Below are 21,427 nucleotides of genomic sequence, written 5' to 3' on the forward strand. Positions count from 1 at the left end.
TTGATATGGGCTGCAACACTCCTGCTTTGGTCTGCCGTGCGAAGGTCAGGCACTGCGGTCTTTCTCGTACCACAGAACCTTCAGAACCTAAGGAGTAGCGGCCGTGTCCCGAACCCGGTACACCCGTCGTCTTCCGGCTGCCGCCGTCGCCGCCGGTCTTGCGCTCGCCCTGTCCGCGTGTGGTGGCAGCACGACCAGCGCCGACGGTACGGCGCCGAACGCGACGGCCGACCAGCTGAACCCCAACGCCGACCTGAGCAAGCAGTCGCTCACCGTGTCGATCTGGCCGGACTACAGCCCGAAGGACCTTCCCGCCAAGGTCAAAGAGAAGCTCGGCGTCGACGTGAAGATCGCCCTTCACGACACCAACGAGGCGGCGATGGCCAAGCTGGCCACCAACGCCGACAGCGGCGTCGACGTGGGATTCGTCTCGGGCCAGTACGCGCAGGCGCTGAACGAGCAGGGGCTGCTCGAACCGCTCCACCCGGAGCTCATCCCGAACCTCGCCAACCTGTACCCCGAGGCGTCGCAGCTGTCCTTCGACAAGGGCAACAAGTTCTCGGTGCCCTACACCTGGGGCACGACGGGCATCTGCTACCGCAGCGACCTGGTGAAGACCCCGCCGACCAGCTGGAACGACATCCTGAACCCGCCGGCGGAGCTCAAGGGCAAGGTCACCATGATGACCACCGAGCGGTGGCTCGCCCTGCCCGCGCTGAAGTACCTGAACTACTCCATCAACACCACCGACGACAAGCAGCTCGGCGAGGCCAAGGACCTGCTGGTCAAGGCCAAGCAGTGGGGCATGCTCTACGACGACGTCACGTTCGGCGCCAAGCTCGACAAGGGTGAGGCCGCGATGGTGGAGGCGTGGGACGGCTGGTGCCCGACCACCAACCCGAAGATCAAGTTCGTGGTGCCGAAGGAAGGTAGCGACCTCTGGTCGGACACCATGGTGATCATGAAGTCCTCCAAGAACAAGGAGGCGGCGCACGCGTTCATCAACTACATCCTCGACCCGGCCGTCCACAGCTGGGTGGCGGAGAACATCCTCTACAAGGTGCCCAACAAGGCGGCCATGGACGTCGTGGCCCAGAAGGACAAGAAGCTCCTGCAGCAGAACACGCCGCTGCAGATGACCCCGGCGGAGCTGCTGAAGGGCGAGTCGATCATCGACCTGGGCCAGGACTCCACCAAGTACACGCGTCTCGCCACCGAGATCTCGGCGCAAAAGTAGCGACGGTTCCGACTTGACTACGAAGCACGACATCGCACGACCCGGCGTGGTGACCGGCCCCTCCTCAGGCCGGTCACCACGCCGGTCCCGTGCCCTCGCGACAGCGGGCGCCAGGCTGGCGTTCCTCGGTCCGGGGCTCGGCTACCTGATCGTCTTCCTGCTGGTCCCGCTGGCGCTCGTGCTCAGTTACACGATCTTCCAGCGGGGTCGGTTCGGCGGGGTGGTCTACGAGGCGACCCCGGAGAACTTCAGCCGCCTGTTCGACCCGCTCTACCTCGACATCGTCGTCAGCTCGGTGAGGACCGCCGCGGTGACGACGCTGGTCGCGTTGCTGATCGGCTACCCCACGGCCTACGTCATCGCCCAGTTGCCGCGCAAATGGAAGACGATCGCGCTGATCGCCATCGTCATGCCCTTCTGGACCAACTTCCTGATCCGGGTCTACGCCTGGGTCATCCTGCTCAGCGGGCCCGGCCTGGTGAACGAGACCCTCACCGGCATCGGCCTGATCGACAAGCCGATCCAGTTGCTCTACAACGAGGGCACGATCGTCACCGGCCTCCTCTACTCCTACCTGCCTCTGATGATCCTTCCGCTGTACGCGGCGATCGAGCGGCTGGACCCGCAGCTGCGCGAGGCGTCGGCCAACCTCGGGGCGCGCCCGGCGCGCACGTTCCTGTCGGTGACGCTCCCGCTGACCGTGCCAGGAGTCCTCACCGGATGCGTCTTCGTCTTCGTGCCCTGCCTCGGCAACTTCGTGATCCCCGAGATCCTCGGCGGCGGGCGTTCGATCATGGTCGGCAACCTGATCAGGGACCAGTTCCTCAAGGCGCGAGACTGGCCGTTCGGCTCGACGCTCGCGCTCGCGGTGATCGCCGTGCTGATCATCCTGCTGTTCCTGCAGGCCTGGGCGTCGCGCGTGTACGGCGGGTCGGAGGGCCGTCGTGCCTAGGCGCCGGCTGATCTACGTGCCCTTCTGGGCCACCTACGTCTTCCTCTACACGCCGATCATCGTGCTCGTCGTGATGTCGTTCAACTCCGGCAAGTCGCCGTACGTCTTCGAGAGCGTGAGCCTGAAGTGGTACGGGGAGCTCGCGGGGGACGAGATGATCAGGACCGGCCTGGTCAACACGCTGATCGTCGCCGTCGGGTCCACCGTCCTGTCGACGGTGCTCGGCACGCTGCTGGCCGTGGGGATGGCGCGCCACACCCGGTCACGGCTGCTGGACGCGCTCGGCCTGCTGCCCGCGATCCTGCCCGACATCGTCGTCGGCATCGGCCTGCTGGTCTTCTACGCCGCCGTCAAGATGACGCTCGGCCTCCACTCGATCATCCTGGCCCACACGGTGTTCGGCATGGCGTTCGTGGCCGCCGTCGTGCGGACCAGGCTGACGCACGCGGACACCTCGCTGGAGGAGGCGTCCCGCGACCTCGGCGCGTCGCCGCTGACGACGTTCACCCGGATCACGCTGCCGACCCTGGCGCCCGGCATCGCCGCCGGCGCGCTGCTGGCGTTCACGCTGTCCCTGGACGAGTTCGTGATCGCCTTCTTCACCGCGGCCCCGACCGAGCCGACGCTGCCCATCGTCATCTACTCGATGGTGCGCTTCGGGGTCACCCCTGAGATCAACGCGCTGGCGACGATCCTGCTCGCGGTGAGCTTCACCGTGATCATCGTCGCCCAGCGGATGACCCGACTGACGGAGTCCTTGACATGAGTGCTCTTCCCGAGGCGCCCGCCGCACCCCAGACGCTTGTGGGCATCGAGGGCGTCTCCCGGAGGTTCGGTGACGTCGTCGCCCTCGACGACGTCACCCTGGACATCCGCCAGGGCGAGTTCTTCGCCCTCCTCGGCCCGAGCGGCTGCGGCAAGACCACGCTGCTGCGCATCCTCGCCGGGTTCGAGTCGCCCGACCGCGGCTCGGTCACCCTCGACGGGGCCGACCTGCTGTCGCGCCCGGCGCACCGCCGCCCGGTCAACCTGATGTTCCAGTCCTACGCGCTGTTCCCCCACATGAGCGTGGCCAGGAACGTCGCGTACGGACTGGAGCGCGAGGGCCTGGCGCGGGGCGAGGTGAGGTCACGGGTTCAGGAGGTGCTCGGGACGGTCGGCCTCGGCGACCACGCGAACCGCCGTCCCCACCAGCTCTCGGGCGGGCAGCGGCAGCGGGTCGCGCTGGCCAGGGCCATCGTGAAGCGCCCCCGGCTGCTCCTGCTGGACGAGCCGCTGTCCGCGCTGGACAAGAAGGTCCGCGCCGAGATGCAGCTGGAGCTCAAGCGGCTCCAGCACGAGGTCGGCATCACCTTCGTCGTGGTCACCCACGACCAGGAGGAGGCGATGTCGCTCGCCGACCGGATCGCCGTCCTGGAGTCGGGCCGGGTCCAGCAGATCGACGCGCCCGTACGGCTGTACGAGCGGCCGGGCACGCCGTTCGTGGCGGACTTCATCGGGGCCAACAACTTGTTCGAGGGGACCGCCGCCGGCGGCGGCCTATCGGTGCCCGGTCTCGGGTTGCTTCCCGCCGAGGGAGGGCTCCCCGCCGGCGCCCCGGCCCTGGCCGGCGTACGGCCGGAGTCGATCAGGCTCGTCCAGAACGGGATCCTGCGCGGGGTCGTGGCCGACGTCAGCTTCTACGGGGGCGTGTCCCACATCGCGGTGCGGGTGCCCGGCCACGTCCGGCCCATCCTGGTCGCCGCGCAGGGGCCGACCCGCGTGCGCGCGGGCGCGGAGGTCGGCCTCGGCTGGTCCGCACCGGACGCGGTACTGATCGCCCGGTGACGGTCGTGGGGTCAGTGAGCGGCGGATTCGAGCGCGTGGCCGGTGACGGTCCTGGCGTAGCTGAGGATGTTCTCGGCCGCCTCGTCGGGACCGATCACCGGGTGGCGGGCGGTGATGCGGTAGCCGTAGGCGTCCTCCAGCGCCACCAGGTTCCGCGAGATCACCACCGAGTCGCCGGTGAGGCTGAAGACACCAAGCGCCGAGCCGGTGTCCAGGATCGACTGGTACATCGCGACCTGCCGGTCGTAGAGCGTGGTGAGCAGCACGGCGTACACCCGGTTGCGCGCAGCCGCGCCGCCGAGCTCGTTGAGCAGCCGCACGCCCGGGTCGTCCGGCCCGACGGGCAGGCCCGAGCGGATCGTGACGACCAGCTTCTCCGCGGGGTCGCTCAGCCGTGCGACCCGCTTGACGCGCACCTCGTAGAACCGCTCCATCCCGGCGTGGTGGGCCTCCACCAGCAGCTCACTCAGGTCGGGGTAGTGGTAGAGCACCGCGCCCGACGTCAGCCCGGCCTCCTCGGCCACGTGGGTGAGATGAACGCCCTGGGTGCCGTGACGGAGGATCGCCCGTCGAGCGGCCTCGATGAGGTCCACCCGCCGGTCCGCCCGGCTCTTGCGCGAGCTCATTCCAGCCTCCCCTGTGCCCCGTTGTTGAAGTTGGAGTCTAAAGCGACTCATTGGCTTCAGACCATACAAGCCTGGTATTTGACCTACCGTGCCGACATGTATTTGAATCGTCCTTCAATTTCCATGGAGTGCTGATGGCCACCATCCTGTTCATGCCGGAGAGCGCCTACGGGCCGACGAACAACTGCGTCGGCATCGGGGACATCCTGCGCCGCCGAGGTCATCGCGTGGTGTTCGCGGCCGAGGCGTCGTGGAAGGGCAAGCTGACGGCGCTGGGCTTCGAGGAGGACCTGGTCGACCTGGCCCCGCCGGCCGAGGAGGAGCAGGACGCCGGCCAGTTCTGGAAGGACTTCATCCGCGACACCGCGCCGGAGTACCGCAAGTCCACCCTCGCGCAGCTGGAGACCGTCACCAAGCCGATCTGGGACGCCCTGATCGACGGCGCCAAGTACTGCGAGCCGCAGCTCAAGGCGATCATCGAGCGGGTGAACCCCGACGTGATCGTCGAGGACAACGTGATCACGTTCCCCGCGCTGCTCACGGCGGGCAAGCCCTTCGTCCGCATCGTCTCGTGCAACCCGCTGGAGGTGAAGGGCGACGGCGTCGCGCCGGTGTTCAGCGGCCTTCCCGCAGGCGACTCCTCCGAGTGGGACGCGTTCCGCGCCGAGTACGACCGCACCCACCGCGACATCTGGACGGCCTTCAACGAGTGGGTCGTCGAGCAGGGCGCCCCCGCGCTGCCCGAGCTGGAGTTCATCCACGAGGGCGACCTGAACCTCTACGTGTTCCCCGAGATCGCCGACTACACCGACGCCCGCCCGCTCGGCGAGTCGTGGCACCGCCTGGACTCCTCGGTCCGCGAGACCGACGACTCCTTCGAGCTGCCCGCCTCCCTGGCCGACCGTGACGGCGCGCTGGTCTACTTCTCCCTGGGTTCGCTCGGCTCGGCGGACGTGGAGCTGATGCAGCGGGTGGTCGACGTGCTCGCCACGACGCCGCACCGCTACATCGTCTCCAAGGGCCCGCTCCACGAGGAGATCAAGCTGGCCGACAACATGTGGGGCGCGGAGTTCGTCCCGCAGACGAAGATCATCCCCCTGGTGGACGTGGTCATCACGCACGGCGGCAACAACACCACGACCGAGGCGCTGCACTTCGGCAAGCCGATGATCCTGCTGCCGCTCTTCTGGGACCAGTACGACAACGCGCAGCGCGTCGACGAGCTCGGTTACGGCGTGCGCCTGTCGACGTACACCTTCACCGACGAGGAGCTCGTCGGCGCGCTGGACAGGCTGATCGGCGACACCGGGCTGCGGGCCCGCCTCGCCGGGGCGGGCGAGGAGATCCGGGGTCGCGACGGCCTGCGCAGGGCCGCCGACCTCATCGAGCGGACGGCGAACGGCACCGTCTGAGCACCACCTTCGCCGGTCCCCGCGCAGCCACGCCGGCACGGGGACCGGCCGCACCGAAAGCACCAAGGAAAGAGCACCATGAGCAGGACACCCATCAATCCCGCCACCGGTGAGCGCCTGCCAGGCGTGCCCGACACCCCGCTCAGTGAGGTCGCGGAAGCCGTACGAGAAGCCCGGCGCGCCTACCAGGAGTGGTCGAAGGCGACACCGGCGGAGCGTTCACGCGTGCTGCTGCGCCTGGCCGACCTCGTGGAGAACGACGCGGAGGAGCTGACCCGGCTGGAGGTGAGCGAGACCGGCAAGCCCGCCACGGTGTTCCGTGACGGCGAGCTGCCGTTCGCCGCCGACAACCTTCGGTTCTTCGCGGGCGCCGCGCGTTCGCTGGAGGGGACCGGCGCGGGTGTCCTGAGCTCCGGCTACACCTCGGTGCTGGTGCGCCGCCCGATCGGCGTCGTGGCCTCCATCGCGCCGTGGAACTTCCCGCTGGTCATGGCGATCTGGAAGCTCGGGCCCGCGCTCGCCGCGGGGAACGGGGTCGTCATCAAGCCCGCTCCCCAGACGCCCGGCACGACGCTGCGCCTGGCGGAGCTGGCCGCGAAGGCGGGTCTCCCCGAAGGCCTCGTCCGCGTCGTGACCGGCGACGCCGAGGTGGGGGAGGCCCTGGTCGGGGACCCCGGGATCGACATGATCAGCGTGACGGGCTCGACGGAGACCGGCCGTTCCGTCATGCGGCGCGCGGCAGGGGACGAAGGCGACGCGGGCTCCGGGTTGAAGCGCGTGCATCTTGAGCTGGGCGGGAAGGCTCCGGCGCTGGTGTTCGCCGACGCCGACCTGGCCGAGATGGCCAAGGGCGTCGCCCTCGGCGCCACGTACAACACCGGCCAGGACTGCACGGCCGCGACACGCGTCTACGTCGAGCGCGAGGTGTACGCCGAGACGGTGGAAGCGCTGAGGGACACGCTCCAGGCGATACGGATGGGCGATCCCTGGGACGCGGCCACCGACATCGGGCCGCTCATCTCCGAAGGGCACCGGGCGCGCGTGCACGGCTTCGTCGAACGCGCCGCAGCCGAGGGCGCCCGGATCGTGTGCGGCGGCACCATACCAGAGGGGCCGGGATTCTTCTACCCGCCGACGCTGATCGCGGGCGCGGCGCAGGCCAGTCAGATCGTCCAGGGGGAGATTTTCGGGCCGGTGCTCGTCGTGCTCCCGTTCTCGGGCGAGGACGAGGCGGTCGGGCTCGCCAACGACACCCCGTACGGGCTGGCGTCGTCGGTGTGGTCGCGCGACGTGGCGAGGGCGCTCAGGGTGGCCCATCGGCTGGACGTGGGCGTCACCTGGGTGAACGACCACCTGCCGATCGCGTCCGAGGCCCCGCACGGAGGCGTCAAGGGCAGCGGCTTCGGCAAGGACATGAGCCAGGAAGCGGTACAGGAATATTCAGTGACCAGGCACCTGATGATCAAACATGCCGCCGCCGAGGCCCGTGACGGTTTCCGTCCCGCATAGTTACGGAAGCGAGAAGGGGGATTTATCCATTTAACTGTTTATCTGTTGTCGTATGTCCGTGAATGTTCTGTTGGCCGATCTGGTACGGGTGTGCTCCAATTACCCTCGCCTGATGGATGTCTCGGACGTCTCATGCGCCTCGCGCGTGACGTACCCCCCTGCACGCCAGGCTCGGTGAGAGGTTGCGAAAACCAGTGAGGACAGAAGACCCTCGGGGTAACCCAGGTCCAGGTGACCGTGTGGAGCGGTCCGGGCCGGCCATGGCGCGCACGCCGAAGAGCGGTAGCTGGCTCCGGCTCCAGAACTGGCGCGTCCGATCGCGTCTCGTGGCCCTCATCATCATCCCGACGATCGTGGGCGTCATCCTCGGCGCCGTGCAGCTCACGAACGCCATAGCCACCTCCTCGGACTACCGCCGCCTCACCGAGGTGGCCGCGCTCGTGGAGAAGATCGACGTCCTCATCCACGAGGTGGACAGGGAACGCGACCTCACGGCGTGGTACATCGCCGAGGGGCGGCGCCAGGCGCGGTTCAAGAGGGTACGGGCTCAGCAGGACGTCGTGGACAGGGCCAGAGAGCCGGTCCTGACCGCCGTGTCAGGCCTCGACACCTCCCACACCGCGCGTGTCCGGTCCGAGGCCGAGCAGATCCGCCGCTGGCTCGAAGGTCTCCCCGGTCTCCGTACTCGTATCGCGGACGCGAGCGTGCCCTCCCGAGCCGCGCTCGGCATGTACTCCTCACTCATCACCGTCCTCGGATCCATGCAGAGCGAGCTCGGCACCTCGGGCAACGACCAGCGCCTGTTCGGTGACAGCATCGCCCTCGGCGCCCTCAGCCGCGCCAAGGAAGAGGTCGCCCAGCAGCGAGGCCTCATGACGGTCGGCCTCGTCACCCTCAACGCCACCGGCGGCGGGTTCGACTACGACGACTTCGTCAACTTCCCCGGTTCCTGGAGCCGCCAGCAGAGCGAGACGGCGACGTTCCTCGCCGAGGCGACGCCCGCCGACGTGAAGTTCTACAACGACACCGTCAAGGGACAGCAGGTCGACAAGGCCGACTGGATGCGCGCCCTCGCGCTGGCGCAGCTGCGCCAGTTCAAGGAGATCCAGGACCTCGACCCGATCCGCCGCGACGACACCGCCACCTGGTACACCTCCACCACGGCCGTCGCCGACCGGATGCGCAAGGTCGAGGAGCGGCTGGTCGGTTCGGTCGTCCAGCAGAGCCAGGCGCTGCAGGAGCAGGCACAACGCCAGGCGATGATCTCCGGAAGCCTGATCCTGGTCCTGCTGCTGCTGGTCCTGATCATCACCGCCGTCGTGGCGAGCTCCCTCACCCGCCCGCTGCGCCGGCTGCGCGCCGAGGCACTGGAGATCGCCGGCGTACGGCTGCCGGAGACGGTCCAGCGGCTGCGGGAGAGCACGGAAAGCTCCCCGACCGCCGAGGTGGTCCCCATCGGCGTCACCTCTCGCGACGAGATGGGAGAAGTCGCCCGGGCCTTCGACGAGGTCCACCGCGAGGCGATCCGCCTGGCGGGCGACGAGGCCCGGCTGCGAAGCAACGTCAACTCGATGTTCGTCAACCTCTCCCGCCGCAGCCAGACGCTGGTCGAACGCCAGCTCAGCCTCATCGACGGCCTGGAGCAGGGCGAGCAGGACGAGAACCGGCTGGGCAACCTGTTCAAGCTCGACCACCTGGCCACCCGCATGCGGCGTAACAGTGAGAACCTCCTGGTCCTCGCCGGTCAGGAGACCGCTCGCCGCTGGAGCCAGCCGGTGCCGATCGTCGACATCGTCCGCGCCTCGCTCTCCGAGGTGGAGAACTACGAGCGGGTCGACGTCCGCGTGCAGTCGGGAATGGCCGTGGTCGGCCAGGCCGTGAACGACGTCGTCCACCTGGTCGCCGAGCTGGTGGAGAACGCCATCTCCTTCTCCCCGCGCGAGACCAAGGTCGTCGTGTCGAGCAACCGCATCGACGGCGGCGGCGTGATGATCTCGGTGAGCGACAGCGGCATCGGCATGACGGCCGACGAGCTGGCCGAGTCCAACTGGCGCCTCGCCAACCCGCCGGTCGTGGACGTCTCCGTGTCCCGCCGAATGGGCCTGTTCGTGGTCGGCCGCCTGGCGCTGCGCCACAGCATCCGCGTGCAACTCCGCCAGCAGGACACCGGTGGCCTGACCGCGATGGTGCTGCTGCCCGAGACGCTGCTGTCCGCGCCCGGCGCGCCGCAGTTCCCTGGCATGCCGGGGATGCCCGTGGAGGCCGCAGGGCCGATGGCGGGCGCCGGCCACTTCGGCGCCCCTACGCAGTCGTCGTTCGACACCGGTGCCTTCACCGCTCCCGGCGGCTTCGAGGCCTCATCCTCGCGCGGGATGCGCGCCCCGGTCTTCGGAGCGGACGCCCCTGGCGTCGGCGCCACCGCCGGACCGCTGAACCGGGGCCCCTTCGAACGCGGACCGTTCGAGCGTGACCCGTTCGAGCGCCCGGCCCCCGGTCGGCGCGACCCGTTCGAGGGCTCCGGTGAGCGGCGCGACCCGTTCGAGCCGGAGGCCGCGGACGAGCAGGACCCGTTCGACCGCTACTTCAACCCGAACCCGCCCATCGACACCCCGTGGCCCGCCGACACCCCCGCCCCCGGCAGCGGTGACAGCGCTCCCTCATGGTCGTCCGACCTGGCCAACCAGGACACCGCCTCGTGGCCGGCCGTCCCCTCGGCCGGCAGCGGGCACACCGGCCCCATCACCGGCGGCGGCCCTTCCGGGCCGATCACCGGCGGCGGATACGCGGGGCCCCCGTCGGGCGGCGGCTACTCCGGACCGCTGACCGGCGGTTCCTCCACCGGTCCCCTCGACAGGTCGGGCCGCTCGTTCGGCGCGGTCCCCGACATGGACCACACCGGCCCCCTTCCCGCCGTCCACAGCTCACCCCTGGACGGGGGAGAGGAGTTCCTGCCGATCTTCGCGGCAGTGGAGTCCGACTGGTTCAGGCGTTCCGACCTGGAACCTGATCCCCGCCAGCCCGAAGCCCGGCGGCAGGAGGAGACGGCGCACTCCGCGGCGCAGGCGCCTGAGCAGGCCGACGAAGCCGTCGTCGTCGACCCCGCGGAGTCCAGGGCCTGGTCGTCTCCGGGCGACGCGGGCTGGCAGGCGGCCCAGGCGGCGGCCGATCCCTCCCTCGGAGGCATCACCTCGTCCGGGCTGCCGAAGCGGGTCCCCAAGGCCAATCTCGTGCCCGGGTCGGCCGACCCGGGTCCGTCGGTCTTCTCTCCACAGCCGTCGCTCTCCCCCGAACGGGTGCGCAGCCGGCTGTCGAGCTACCAGCAGGGCGTAAGGAAAGGCCGGGCCGTCGCCCGCGGTGAGCTCAACGACGACCTTTCCCCCAATAGAAACGTTGAACGCAACAAGGAGGACTCGTGAGGGAGCTGAGCCAGGCCGCCCGTGGAGTCAACTGGCTGATCACCGACTTTGTGAACAACGTCCCAGGCGTGGCGCACACTGTCGTTGTCTCGGCCGACGGGCTGCCACTGGCCTTCTCAGAGGGCTTCCCCAAGGACCGGGCCGACCAGCTCGCGGCGGTGGCCGCGGGGCTGATCAGCCTGACGCAGGGCGCTTCCCGGGTTTTCGAGGGTGGAGCGGTCACCCAGACCGTGGTGGAGATGCAGCGGGGCCTGTTGCTGATCATGTCGGTCAGCGATGGTTCGTGTCTGGCCGTGCTGGCCGCAGCCGACTGTGACATGGGCTTGGTCGCATACCAGATGACGTTGTTGGTTGAGCGTGCCGGTCAGGTGCTGACCCCGGCTGTGCGTGCCGAACTCCAGGCGTCTCAACCCAGGTGAGAGGCCGATGACAGGAGGACGCTGTGGCACGCCGCGGCTGGACAGATGACGGAGATCCGCTGAGCGGTGGATCCTCGTACCCGCCGATCGAGGACGCCCGCCGGTTTTCCGGCGCGGCGACGCCTCTTCCCGCGCCGGAACCGATGGAACAGAGTTCCCTGGTCCGGCCCTACGCGATGACCGGGGGGCGTACCGCTCCCCGGACCTCGCTTGCCATGGAGGCGCTCGTGTCCTCCTCCACATCGCTACACCAGGATCTTTCAACTCTCACTCCGGAGAAGCAGGCGATCAGCACGCTGTGCCGCCAGGTGCGGTCGGTCGCCGAGATCGCCGCGATGCTGCGCATGCCCCTCGGCGTGGCCCGTGTCGTGATCGCCGACATGGCGGGCGAGGGCCTCGTCCAGGTGCACCACCCGCAGCTGGACACGGGTAAGCCGGACCTCAACTTGCTCGAAAGGGTTCTCAGTGGACTTCGCAGGCTCTAGCCGCGGCGCGGCGCTGACGTCGACGAAGATCGTCGTCGCGGGAGGGTTCGGCGTCGGCAAGACGACCTTCGTGGGCGCCGTGTCCGAGATCGTCCCCCTCACCACCGAGGCGGTCATGACCGACGCCAGCGCCGGCATCGACGATCTGGGTCTGACACCGCACAAGACCACCACCACCGTGGCCATGGACTTCGGCCGCGTGTCGCTCGACCAGGACCTGATCCTGTACCTGTTCGGCACCCCGGGACAGCACCGGTTCTGGTTCATGTGGGACGACCTGGTCCGCGGCGCCATCGGCGCCGTGGTGCTCGTCGACACCCGCCGGCTGGCCGACTGCTTCCCGGCGATCGACTACTTCGAGGAGGCCCAGCTCCCGTTCGTCGTCGGCATCAACGGCTGGGACGGGCGCTACGCCCACGCCGACGAGGAGGTGCGCGAGGCGCTGACGCTCGCCCCGCACATCCCGCTCGTACGGACCGACGCCCGCTCGCGCGACTCGGTGAAGAGCACTCTGATCGCGCTGGTGGAGCACGCCCTGACGATGCGGGTGGCGGTTCCCGGCTGGGGAGGCCGCTGAGCCTCCGGCCTGGAACCGCCACCGGCGGTGACCGGCCAGGTCAGATGGGGGTAGCCTCGATGAGGCTGGCGTTGAACGGCAGCGGGATCACGTCGGTCACCCTCATGCCGGCCTTCTCGATCAGCATCGTGTGCTCCGACCTGCTGCGCTCGCGCCCCTGACCGAACAGGCCCAGCATGCGCATGTCCAGGTCCTTGCCGAAGTGCGGGGTGTCGTCGTCGGGCACGACGATCTCCACGAGCAGCAGCCTGCTGTCGTCGCCCATGGCGGCCCTCACGACCTTGAGGATGCGCAGCGCGTCCGCGTCGTCCCAGTTGTGGATGACGCTGCCCATCAGGTAGGCGTCGGCGCCCTCGGGGACGGACGAGAAGAAGTCACCGGTCACGAAGTCGCACCGGTCGGACAGGTTCCAGGAGGCGAAGGCCTCACGCGCGTCCGGCAGGACGTGCGGAAGCTCGAACAGCACGCCGCGAAGGCCGGGGTTCGCCCGCAGCGCCGCCGCCAGGATGTGCCCGCGCCCGCCTCCGACGTCCATCAGCGTGCCGACGCCCGAGAAGTCGTAGAGCGACGCCACGCCCTCGGCCATGGGGACCGCCCGGCCGGTCATGAAGTCGTTGAAGACCCGTCCCAGCTCCGGGTCGGTGGCCAGGTAGTCGTACAGGATGCCGTAGCGCTCCACGAACGCCGACCGGCCGGTGCGCACGGTCTCGGTCAGCTCGGTCATCGCGTACGACATGGTCGGATCGGTGTTGGCGATCACGGCGCTGCGCAGCGACCGGGGCGAGTCGGCGGCGAGCATGGCCCCCGACTCGGTCAGCGCGTAGGTGTCCTGGCCCACGGTCTCCACCACGCCGATGGCGGCCAGGGTCCGCAGCACGCGGCCAAGGGAGGGGCCGTGAGCCCCGCAACGGGCGGCCAGCTCGGAGACCGAGAGCGGCCCCTCGCTCAGGTGCGCGGCGCAGTCGAGGTCGACCATGGTCTTCAGTGCCGCGACACGCCAGCCGCCGCGAAGGACGTCCCAGATCAGGGTTCCGGGGTCGGTCATTTCCACTCCAGTCAGTTCCAGTCGGTGAGAAAGTCGGTGAGAAATTCGGTGAGAAATTCGGTGAGAAATCATCCCCGGGGAGCTCCCCGGGGATGGGCAGGCCTGGTCCTAGGCCTGGAACAAGGGAGCCCGTTTTTTGTCGCGGACCAGACGGCCCACCTCGGCACGCAGGTGCACGAAGGCCGGAAGCTCCCTGGTGGCGATCTGGTCGCGGGGGAACGGCAGGTTCACGGGCAGCTCACCCGCGACCCTGGCCGGTGAGCGCGTGAGGACCACGACACGGTCTCCGAGGTACACGCTCTCGTCGATGTCGTGGGTGATGAGCAGGACCGTCATGCGGTGGTGCTCGCGGACCTTGAGGACCAGGTCCTCCAGGTCCTCACGCGTCTGGGCGTCCACCGAGCCGAAAGGCTCGTCCATGAGCAGCAGGGACGGCCGGTAGGCGAGGGCGCGGGCGATCGCCACGCGCTGCTGCATCCCGCCGGACAGCTCCCACGGGAACTTCGAGGAGGCGCCGCCCAGGCCGACCTCTTCGAGTGCCTCCGCGGCGGCGGCGCGGCGCGCCGCCCGGTCCTTGCCGCGGCGGCGCAGCGGCAGGGCCACGTTGTCGCCGACCGACATCCAGGGGAAGAGCGACCGGCTGTAGTCCTGGAAGACGACGGCCAGATCGCCGGGCGTCTCCGCGACCGTGACGTCCCTGATCCGGATGTGTCCCTCGGTGGGCTGGATCAGCCCCGCGATGGAACGCAGCAGCGTGGACTTCCCGCAGCCGGAGGGGCCGACGACGCACACCAGTTCGCCCTCGGCGACCTTGAGGTCGATTCCTCCGAGGGCATGGTGGGCGTTCGGGCCCTCGCCGTAGGTGTGACTCAGGTTGACGACATCGAGCACGGTGCTTCCTCAGGTTGTCTGCCGGGCTCGCCGGTGCCAGGAAAGGACGCGTCGTTCGACTGCCAGGAAGGACGCGTTCAACAGGAGGCCCAGGACGCCGAGTATCACGATCGCGCCCCACATCCCGGACAGGTCGAAGTTCTGCTGCGTGAACATCAGCTGGAAGCCGATCCCGTTGGTGCTGCCGACGAGCTCGGAGACCACCATCAGGATCACGGCCAGGGAGAGGCTGAGCCGGAGCCCCGCGAAGATCTTGGGGCCCGCCGCCGGCAGGGTGATGCGGAACAGCCGCTGCGCCCGTCCGAGGCCGAAGACCTGCGCCGTGTCGGCGTGGACGCGGTCCACGTAGCGCGCTCCGTCGATGGTGTTGATGAGGATGGGCCAGATCACCCCGTAGACGATCGTCGCCACCTGCATCTGGGTGCCCATCTTGAAGATGATGATGAACAGGGGGATCAGGGTCGGCGGGGGGATGGCCCTGCCGAACTCGACGAGCGGGTCGATATAGCCCGACAGCGTCCGCGAGCGCCCGAGCGCGATCCCGAGGCCGATGCCGAGGACGGACGCCAGCGCCCATCCGCCGAACAGGCGCGCGAGGCTGGGCGGGAAGTTGTCGAGCGCCTGGTCGGTGAGGAACAGGTGGGACGCCGGGCCCGAGAACCACAGCTCGTACATGCGAGCGACGATCTCGGAGGGGGGCGGGAAGTACGTGGAGCCCGCCTGCCGGGTGCCCAGCTCCCACGCGGCGATCGCGATGGGCACCAGCCAGACCCTGGTCAGCACGGCCGTCAGGCCGCCTCGCCAGGCAGAGCCCTCCCGCGTACGGCCCTCGGCGGTCGTCGTGGTCATGTGCCACCTCCGGCCCTTGCGCTGTGCCACCGGAAGGCCCGCCGCTGGACGCGCACGAGCAGCGCGTTGGCGGCGAGCCCGAGGATTCCCGCCCACAGGGTCGCGGCCAGGATGAGATCCGTACGAAGACCCGAGCCCGCCCGGATCATGAAGGCGCCGATCCCGTCGGTGCCGCCGGCCACCAGCTCCGCGCTGATCGCCACGACGAGGCCGACGGCGGCGGCCAGCCGCACGCCGGTGAGGACGAACGGCGCCGCGCTCGGCACCGACACCCGCCCCAGCACGGCGAGCCGTCCGAAGCCGAAGCTGCGCAGCGTCTCCTTGGCGACGGGGTCGACGTCCCGCAGGCCGTACATGGTGTTGATGAGGACGGGCCACGAGGCGGCGAAGACGATGACGGTGATCTTCACACTGTGGCCGTCCGCGATCAGAAGCGTGACCAGGGGGAGGAGCGCGACCGAGGGGATGGGCCGCAGGAACTCCACGATGGGGCGGGCGGCCAGCTCGGCGCGGGGAAGGGTGCCGAGCAGCACCCCGAGCGGCACGGCGATCACGATCGCGATGAGCAGTCCGATCGCCCAGACGGTCACGGTGCCCCAGAGGTCGGTCCAGAACTCCGTGTCGGCCACCAGCCCCCCCGCGGCGGCCAGGACCGTGGACACGGGGGGGAGCAGTACCGGATCGATCAGGCCGGAGCGCCCGGCCAGCTCCGCGGCGATGAGGAGGACCGCGGCGCCGGCGGCGCCGCGGACCACTCGGCGGTCGATCATTGAGGCAGCGGGACCAGCAGGGGGGTCACGTCCATCTTCTTGGACAGGTAGCCGTACTCGAACATCAGGTCGGCGACGCGCTGGATCCGGGTCGCGCTGAGGGAGGTCGGGTAGGCGCCCAGGTTGATGACGGAGGCGACCTCCGGCTTGATGGGGCTGTAGTTCGGCAGCGCCTGCTCGACGGCCTTGCGGTCGGCCGACGCGTCCTGCTGGCCCTTCAGGATGGCCCGCTGGAAGGCGGCCATCGTCTTCGGGTACTTCTTCGTCCAGTCCTCCGTGGCCGTCCAGCCCGCGATCGGGAAGTCGGCCATCGCGCCGGTCATCGTGTCGGCGATCTTGCGAGCGCCCATGTCCTTCTGGACGCCGGTGAGGAAGGGCTCGGTCAGCCAGGCCGCGTCGATCTGGCCGGCCTTCAGCGCCGCGGGGGCCTGCGGGAAGGCCATGGGCATGTAGGTCACGTCGGCCTTGGGGTCGAGGCCCGCGACCCGCAGGGTGGAGCCCACCGCCAGCTCGCCGATGCTGTTCAGCGAGGCGATGGAGATCTTCTTGCCCTTGAGGTCCTTCACCGACTGGATCGGGGAGTCCTTGGGGACGACGATGTCGAAGACGTCGTTCTTGGCCTGGAAGGTGTCGGAGACGAACCTGAACTTGTCGTTGGTCTTCTCGGTGGCGGAGATGATCGAGAAGTAGTTGCCGAGGGCCAGGTCAAGGCCGCCGCTGAGAAGTTTCGGGATGGCGAACTGCGTGCTCTGGAGGACCTCGGGCTTGACGGTCAGGCCCTCCTCCTTGAAGTAGCCCTTCTGGTTCGCGATGTAGAGTCCTGCGACGTCGGCGATGGCGAGGACGCCGACCGAGATCGTGGTCTTTTCCAGCCCTCCACCGGACGCGCTCGAACCCGTGTCCGAGCTTCCGCATGCCGCGAGGGCCAGAGTGGCCACGGCGCCGATGATGAAGGTACGACCCCTGAGTCTTCTCATTGAGGAGTCCTTTTGGGTGTGGGGGAAGAGTGCCTGCTGCTCCTGAGGAGACCGTTGTGGCACGGCGAGCGTGAAGCCTAGCGGAGGAAGATCGGAACTAACACGCACAAGCCGCCTATGTCATGAAACTCGTAAAAAAGTCCAGTTTGACCAGTAGTTAGTGTTATGTGAAGTATGGGCTTTTGGATCGCCGTAACGGCAAATTTGGTGATATGGCGGGTAAGTTGCCTGGTCACGGCCCTCGTGAACTCCCCCTCCACTACCGAGCGTGATTCTCATTGACCGAAAAATGGATTGGATCGTTCTAACGGCCCATGGCTGTTGGTCGAACTCATAGGCTTATGCTCCAATTGCCCCTTGACTTGTCATGCGTCACATGAGCAAGTCCCCTTACCCCCCCTTACCCCCTAAAGCAGACCAGCTGGCGAGAGGTTGCGACCAGTGAGGACAGCAACAATCGAGAGCGGTCGCGGTACCAAAACGGACGCAGACGGACCGCGTTCCGAGACGGGTGCTCCATCCGAACCGCGTCACGGGACGGGAAGTCTGCTCGCTCTGCGTAACTGGCGGGTACGTACCCGCCTCATCGCACTGGTCCTGGTACCCACCCTGGTGGCGGTCCTGCTCGGCGGCCTGCGAGTGGCGACGTCGGTTCAGAGCGCCACCGAATATGAACGCGTCCGGACCGTGGCCGAGTTCGTCACGAACCTGGGCGACCTCGGCCACCAGCTCGACTTGGAACGCGACGTCTCCGCGAGGTACGTCGCCGCGGGCCGCCGCGGCAGTCAGGCCAAGCTCACCGACCAGCGGAACGCGGTCGACGCGGCCGTCCAGATCGTCCAGGACCGCAGGAAGGTCGTGGAGCCGGCCCTCGGAGAGATCGGCCGCCAGGTCGTCTCCCGCCTGCTCGACCGGCTCACCGAGCTCCGCTCGCTGCGCACGACGATCACCGACTCACAGCTTCCCGCGCTTCCGGCGCTCCAGAAGTACTCCCTCGTTCTCGACGACCTGCTCACCGTCTTCGACGAGACGGCTCGCGGAAGCACGGACGAGACGCTGGACGCCAGCGCGTCCTCCCTCGCGTCGCTTTCCCGCGCCGCCGAGCAGGCGTCCAGGCAACGAGGTCTCGTCGCCGTGGCGCTGACCGCCCGCCGGTTCACCCAGGCGGAGCTTGAGGCGTTCAACGCCGCCCGTGCGGAGCAGGCCAGCGAGCTCAAGGTGTTCTTCTCCCGGGCGACGCTCGCCGAGCGGCAGATGTACGCGGACACCGTCAGCGGCCAGAAGATCGACCGGGCCGCCGGCCTGGTCGAGCGCATCCTGGAGCTCACCCGCGAGAACCAGCCGCTGAGCGGGATCAGCGGCGGAGGCGCCAGCGACACCGACTTCTGGTTCGACGCCGCCAGCGAGGGCCTGAACCGCATGCACGACGTGCAGCGGGCCCTGGGCCGTTCCATCGTCGACCGCGCGGCCGAGCTGGCGCGCGGCGACCAGAGCCAGGCCGCGATCAACATCGCCATCGTCGCCATCCTGCTCATCCTGGTCCTGGCCATCACGATCGTCATGGCCCGCTCGCTCGTCAGCCCGCTGCGGCGGCTACGGGGCGAGGCGCTGGAGATCGCCGGTCGCCGCCTGCCCGAGATGGTGCAGAAGCTCCGGGAGTCCGAGGGCAACACCGGTCCACCCGAGGTGCAGCCGATCGGCGTCGCCTCGGCCGACGAGGTCGGCGAGGTGGCCCGGGCCTTCGACGAGGTCCACCGCGAGGCGATCCGCCTGGCGAGCGACGAGGCCCAGCTGCGCAGCAACGTCAGCGCCATGTTCGTCAACCTCTCCCGCCGCACGCAGACCCTGGTGGAACGGCAGATCACGCTGATCGACGGCCTGGAGCAGGGCGAACAGGACGACAGCCGGCTCGGGGACCTCTTCCGGCTCGACCACCTGGCCACCCGCATGCGGCGCAACAGTGAGAACCTCCTGGTCCTCGCCGGTCAGGAGCCCGCGCGCCGGTGGAGCCAGCCGGTGCCACTGCTGGACGTCACCCGGGCCTCGCTGTCGGAGGTGGAGAACTACGAGCGGGTGGCGATGAACGTCCCCACCGGCGCCTCCATCGCCGGGCAGGCGGTCAACGACGTCATCCACCTGCTGGCCGAGCTGGTCGAGAACGCGATCTCCTTCTCTCCCCGCGAGACCAGGGTCACCATGTCGGCCAACCGCATCGACGGCGGCGGCGTGATGATCTCCATCACCGACGCCGGCATCGGCATGACCGACGAGGAACTCGCCCAGACCAACTGGCGGCTCGCCAACCCGCCCGTCGTGGACGTCTCGGTGTCGCGGAGGATGGGCCTGTTCGTGGTCGGCCGGCTCGCGCTGCGCAACGGCATCCGCGTGCAACTGCGCCGTCACGACACCGGCGGCCTGACCGCGATGGTCCTGCTGCCGGAGACGCTCATGGGCATGCCCGCGCATCCCGTCGGCGCCGGCGTCGCCCCGGGCGCGCAGTCGCTCGCGGGGTCCGGGACTCCCGCCTGGTCGGCCACCGGCCAACCCGCGGGACAGGGCCTGTTCGCCTCGGCCACCCCGGCCAACGGCGCGTTCGACTTCCCGACCGCGTCCGGCCCGTTCACCGAGCCGCCCGCGTTCGGACCCTCCAACGGGTCCGGACCCCTCGGCCCGACCACCGGTGGCGGCGCTCTCGGCCCCATGACCGGTGGCGGAGGGTACGGCGGCCCGCCGACCGGTCCGAGCGGCGGGTACGGCGGTCCCGCCACGGGCTCGGGCGGGCTGTACGGTCCGGGTTCCAGCGCTTTCGGCGGACCGCCCCCTGGTTCGGGTGGTTTCAGCGGACCGCCGACCGGTCCCAGTGGCGGGTACGGCGGTCCTCCCACAGGCTCGGGCGGGTACGCGGGCCCGGCTTCCGGCCCGTTCGGCGGCCCGGCCACCGGTTCGGGCGGCTTCGGAGGCCCTGGCACTGGTTCGGGTGTCTTCGGCGGCTCCGGTACCGGTTCGGGTGGCTTCGGCGGCGCGCCGTCCGGGCCGAGCTCGTTCGGGGGACCCGCCACGGGACAGGGCGGGCTCGCCGGGCCTCCCACAGGACCCGGCGCGAGGGGCGGGGAACTGCCGTCCCGCCTGCGGCCGCGCCGGTACGACACCTCGGATCTGGACGCGGTGACCGGCCCGCTTCCCGCCGTGCGCTCCTCTCCCATGGAGCAGGAGGACGACTTCCTGCCGATCTTCGCGTCCGTCGAGTCGGCCTGGTTCCGGCGCGTGGACCCCGACCCGGACAAGGAGAAGGCCTCCACCGGCTGGCAGGAGATCCCCGCCGACGCGGGCTGGCAGGCGGCGGCGGCCGTCCAGGAGCCGGTGCGCGACGGGACCACCGCGGCGGGCCTGCCCAAGCGGGTCCCCAAGGCGAACCTGGTGCCCGGGTCGGCCGGCACTCCCGAGGCCGCCGCGACGCCCCCGCCCGCCATGCCGCCGCTGTCGCCCGACCGGGCGCGCAGCCGGCTGTCGAGCTTCCAGCAGGGCATCCGGCAGGGCCGGGCGGTGGCCCGTGGGGAACTGAGCGAGGACGAGGTGGCGTTCAACGCCGAGCTGCGGCGCATTCAGGGCGAGAAGGAGGACAAGTGAGAGAGCTGAGCCAAGGCGCCCGTGGGGTCAACTGGCTGATCACCGACTTCGTCCGGGGCGTGCCGGGGGTGGCGCACACGGTGGTGGTGTCCTCCGACGGGCTGCCGCTGGCGTACTCCGAGGGCTTCCCCAAGGACCGGGCCGACCAGCTCGCGGCGGTGGCCGCCGGCCTGATCAGCCTGACCCAGGGAGCCTCCCGGGTCTTCGAGGGCGGCGCGGTCACCCAGACCGTGGTGGAGATGCAGCGGGGGCTGCTGCTGATCATGTCGATCAGCGATGGTTCGTGCCTGGCCGTGCTGGCCGCCCCGGACTGTGACATGGGCCTGGTGGCGTACCAGATGACGCTGATGGTCGAGCGCGCCGGTCAGGTGTTGACCCCGGCCGTGCGCGCCGAGCTTCAGGCGTCGTCACCGCGGTGACCTTCATGGGCGGTCCTGGTTGGGAGGACGGGTTACGACGGTACCAACAGGAACCGTCGTCGCCCGTCCGTCCCTTCACAGTCACCGGAGGGCGCTCGGCGCCGCGGACGCATCTGGCCATGGAGACGCTGGTTCACTCCACGATTCCGGCTTACCAAGATATTTCCGGCTTGATCCCGGAGTACCAGGCGATCAACTCGCTGTGCCGCCAGGTACGTTCCGTCGCCGAGATCTCCGCGCTCCTGCGGGTGCCGCTCGGCGTGGCCCGGGTGCTCATCTCGGACATGGCCGCCGAAGGCCTGGTCCAGCTGCATCAGCCGCAGCTGGACGCCGGGAAGCCGGATCTCAACTTGCTCGAAAGGGTTCTCAGTGGACTTCGCAGGCTCTAG

The 21,427-nt window shown here is 69.3% G+C and carries 19 protein-coding genes; 13 read left to right on the forward strand and 6 right to left on the reverse strand.

The features are described 5' to 3' along the window. The first annotated feature begins 103 nt into the window (after nt 1-103). Genes ACGFIV_RS11255 through ACGFIV_RS11270 form a run of 4 tightly spaced genes read left to right on the forward strand, consistent with a single transcriptional unit; the run spans nt 104 to nt 4,016 of the window. Nucleotides 104-1,237: a spermidine/putrescine ABC transporter substrate-binding protein gene (locus ACGFIV_RS11255; RefSeq protein ID WP_358562325.1), complete on the forward strand. Its 1,134-nt coding sequence runs from the start codon at nt 104-106 to the stop codon at nt 1,235-1,237. A gap of 13 nt (nt 1,238-1,250) precedes the next feature. Next, nucleotides 1,251-2,189: an ABC transporter permease gene (locus ACGFIV_RS11260; RefSeq protein WP_392834050.1), complete on the forward strand. Its 939-nt coding sequence runs from the start codon at nt 1,251-1,253 to the stop codon at nt 2,187-2,189. After that, nucleotides 2,182-2,955, forward strand: coding sequence for an ABC transporter permease (locus ACGFIV_RS11265; protein ID WP_358547542.1), 774 nt, complete (start codon nt 2,182-2,184; stop codon nt 2,953-2,955). Before ACGFIV_RS11260 ends, ACGFIV_RS11265 begins: the two co-directional genes overlap by 8 nt. Further along, nucleotides 2,952-4,016, forward strand: a complete 1,065-nt coding sequence (locus ACGFIV_RS11270) for an ABC transporter ATP-binding protein (RefSeq protein WP_358547540.1) — start codon at nt 2,952-2,954, stop codon at nt 4,014-4,016. The genes ACGFIV_RS11265 and ACGFIV_RS11270 overlap by 4 nt, the downstream gene beginning before the upstream one ends. Nucleotides 4,017-4,027: 11 nt before the next feature. Here the strand turns inward: ACGFIV_RS11270 and ACGFIV_RS11275 are convergent, their stop codons facing one another. Further along, entirely contained in the window at nt 4,028-4,642 is a 615-nt protein-coding gene (locus ACGFIV_RS11275) for a TetR family transcriptional regulator (protein ID WP_358547538.1), read from the reverse strand. Nucleotides 4,643-4,776: 134 nt separating this feature from the next. Here ACGFIV_RS11275 and ACGFIV_RS11280 point away from each other — a divergent pair, with 134 nt between their 5' ends. From ACGFIV_RS11280 to ACGFIV_RS11305, 6 genes are all read left to right on the forward strand, one after another. Beyond that, nucleotides 4,777-6,054: a glycosyltransferase gene (locus ACGFIV_RS11280; RefSeq protein WP_358547536.1), complete on the forward strand. Its 1,278-nt coding sequence runs from the start codon at nt 4,777-4,779 to the stop codon at nt 6,052-6,054. Nucleotides 6,055-6,132: 78 nt separating this feature from the next. Then, nucleotides 6,133-7,563, forward strand: a complete 1,431-nt coding sequence (locus ACGFIV_RS11285) for an aminobutyraldehyde dehydrogenase (RefSeq protein WP_358547534.1) — start codon at nt 6,133-6,135, stop codon at nt 7,561-7,563. 239 nt (nt 7,564-7,802) lie between these two features. Continuing rightward, nucleotides 7,803-10,979 (forward strand): nitrate- and nitrite sensing domain-containing protein, encoded by a 3,177-nt coding sequence (locus tag ACGFIV_RS11290; protein ID WP_392834058.1) that lies wholly within the window; start codon nt 7,803-7,805, stop codon nt 10,977-10,979. Nucleotides 10,980-10,984: 5 nt separating this feature from the next. Further along, nucleotides 10,985-11,398 carry a roadblock/LC7 domain-containing protein gene (locus ACGFIV_RS11295; RefSeq protein WP_214413570.1) on the forward strand — a complete coding sequence of 138 codons (414 nt, stop codon included), beginning with the start codon at nt 10,985-10,987 and terminating at the stop codon, nt 11,396-11,398. 176 nt (nt 11,399-11,574) lie between these two features. Beyond that, nucleotides 11,575-11,883: a DUF742 domain-containing protein gene (locus ACGFIV_RS11300; protein ID WP_392834170.1), complete on the forward strand. Its 309-nt coding sequence runs from the start codon at nt 11,575-11,577 to the stop codon at nt 11,881-11,883. Then, nucleotides 11,864-12,460: an ATP/GTP-binding protein gene (locus ACGFIV_RS11305; protein WP_344949369.1), complete on the forward strand. Its 597-nt coding sequence runs from the start codon at nt 11,864-11,866 to the stop codon at nt 12,458-12,460. Before ACGFIV_RS11300 ends, ACGFIV_RS11305 begins: the two co-directional genes overlap by 20 nt. Nucleotides 12,461-12,500: 40 nt before the next feature. Here ACGFIV_RS11305 and ACGFIV_RS11310 read toward each other — a convergent pair whose 3' ends face one another. The 5 genes from ACGFIV_RS11310 to ACGFIV_RS11330 all read right to left on the reverse strand — a co-directional run bounded on the left by ACGFIV_RS11310 (nt 12,501) and on the right by ACGFIV_RS11330 (nt 16,992). Then, on the reverse strand, nt 12,501-13,505 hold the full coding sequence (locus ACGFIV_RS11310) for a methyltransferase (RefSeq protein ID WP_358547526.1): 1,005 nt from the start codon (nt 13,503-13,505) through the stop codon (nt 12,501-12,503). A 108-nt stretch (nt 13,506-13,613) separates the two neighbouring features. Further along, nucleotides 13,614-14,396, reverse strand: a complete 783-nt coding sequence (locus ACGFIV_RS11315; protein ID WP_358547524.1) for an ABC transporter ATP-binding protein — start codon at nt 14,394-14,396, stop codon at nt 13,614-13,616. Nucleotides 14,397-14,405: 9 nt separating this feature from the next. Then, entirely contained in the window at nt 14,406-15,245 is an 840-nt protein-coding gene (locus ACGFIV_RS11320) for an ABC transporter permease (RefSeq protein ID WP_358547522.1), read from the reverse strand. Further along, nucleotides 15,242-16,015: an ABC transporter permease gene (locus ACGFIV_RS11325; RefSeq protein ID WP_358547519.1), complete on the reverse strand. Its 774-nt coding sequence runs from the start codon at nt 16,013-16,015 to the stop codon at nt 15,242-15,244. The genes ACGFIV_RS11320 and ACGFIV_RS11325 overlap by 4 nt, the downstream gene beginning before the upstream one ends. Then, entirely contained in the window at nt 16,012-16,992 is a 981-nt protein-coding gene (locus ACGFIV_RS11330; RefSeq protein ID WP_358547517.1) for an ABC transporter substrate-binding protein, read from the reverse strand. The genes ACGFIV_RS11325 and ACGFIV_RS11330 overlap by 4 nt, the downstream gene beginning before the upstream one ends. 687 nt (nt 16,993-17,679) lie before the next feature. Here ACGFIV_RS11330 and ACGFIV_RS11335 point away from each other — a divergent pair. The 3 genes from ACGFIV_RS11335 to ACGFIV_RS11345 are packed head-to-tail and all read left to right on the forward strand — an operon-like array spanning nt 17,680 to nt 21,427. Further along, on the forward strand, nt 17,680-20,619 hold the full coding sequence (locus tag ACGFIV_RS11335; RefSeq protein WP_358547514.1) for a nitrate- and nitrite sensing domain-containing protein: 2,940 nt from the start codon (nt 17,680-17,682) through the stop codon (nt 20,617-20,619). 5 nt (nt 20,620-20,624) lie between these two features. After that, nucleotides 20,625-21,038, forward strand: coding sequence for a roadblock/LC7 domain-containing protein (locus ACGFIV_RS11340; protein WP_358547557.1), 414 nt, complete (start codon nt 20,625-20,627; stop codon nt 21,036-21,038). A 5-nt stretch (nt 21,039-21,043) separates the two neighbouring features. After that, nucleotides 21,044-21,427, forward strand: coding sequence for a DUF742 domain-containing protein (locus ACGFIV_RS11345; protein ID WP_344949353.1), 384 nt, complete (start codon nt 21,044-21,046; stop codon nt 21,425-21,427).

The organism is Sphaerisporangium sp. NPDC049003, from assembly GCF_043197795.1.
Classification (GTDB): Bacteria; Actinomycetota; Actinomycetes; order Streptosporangiales; family Streptosporangiaceae; genus Sphaerisporangium.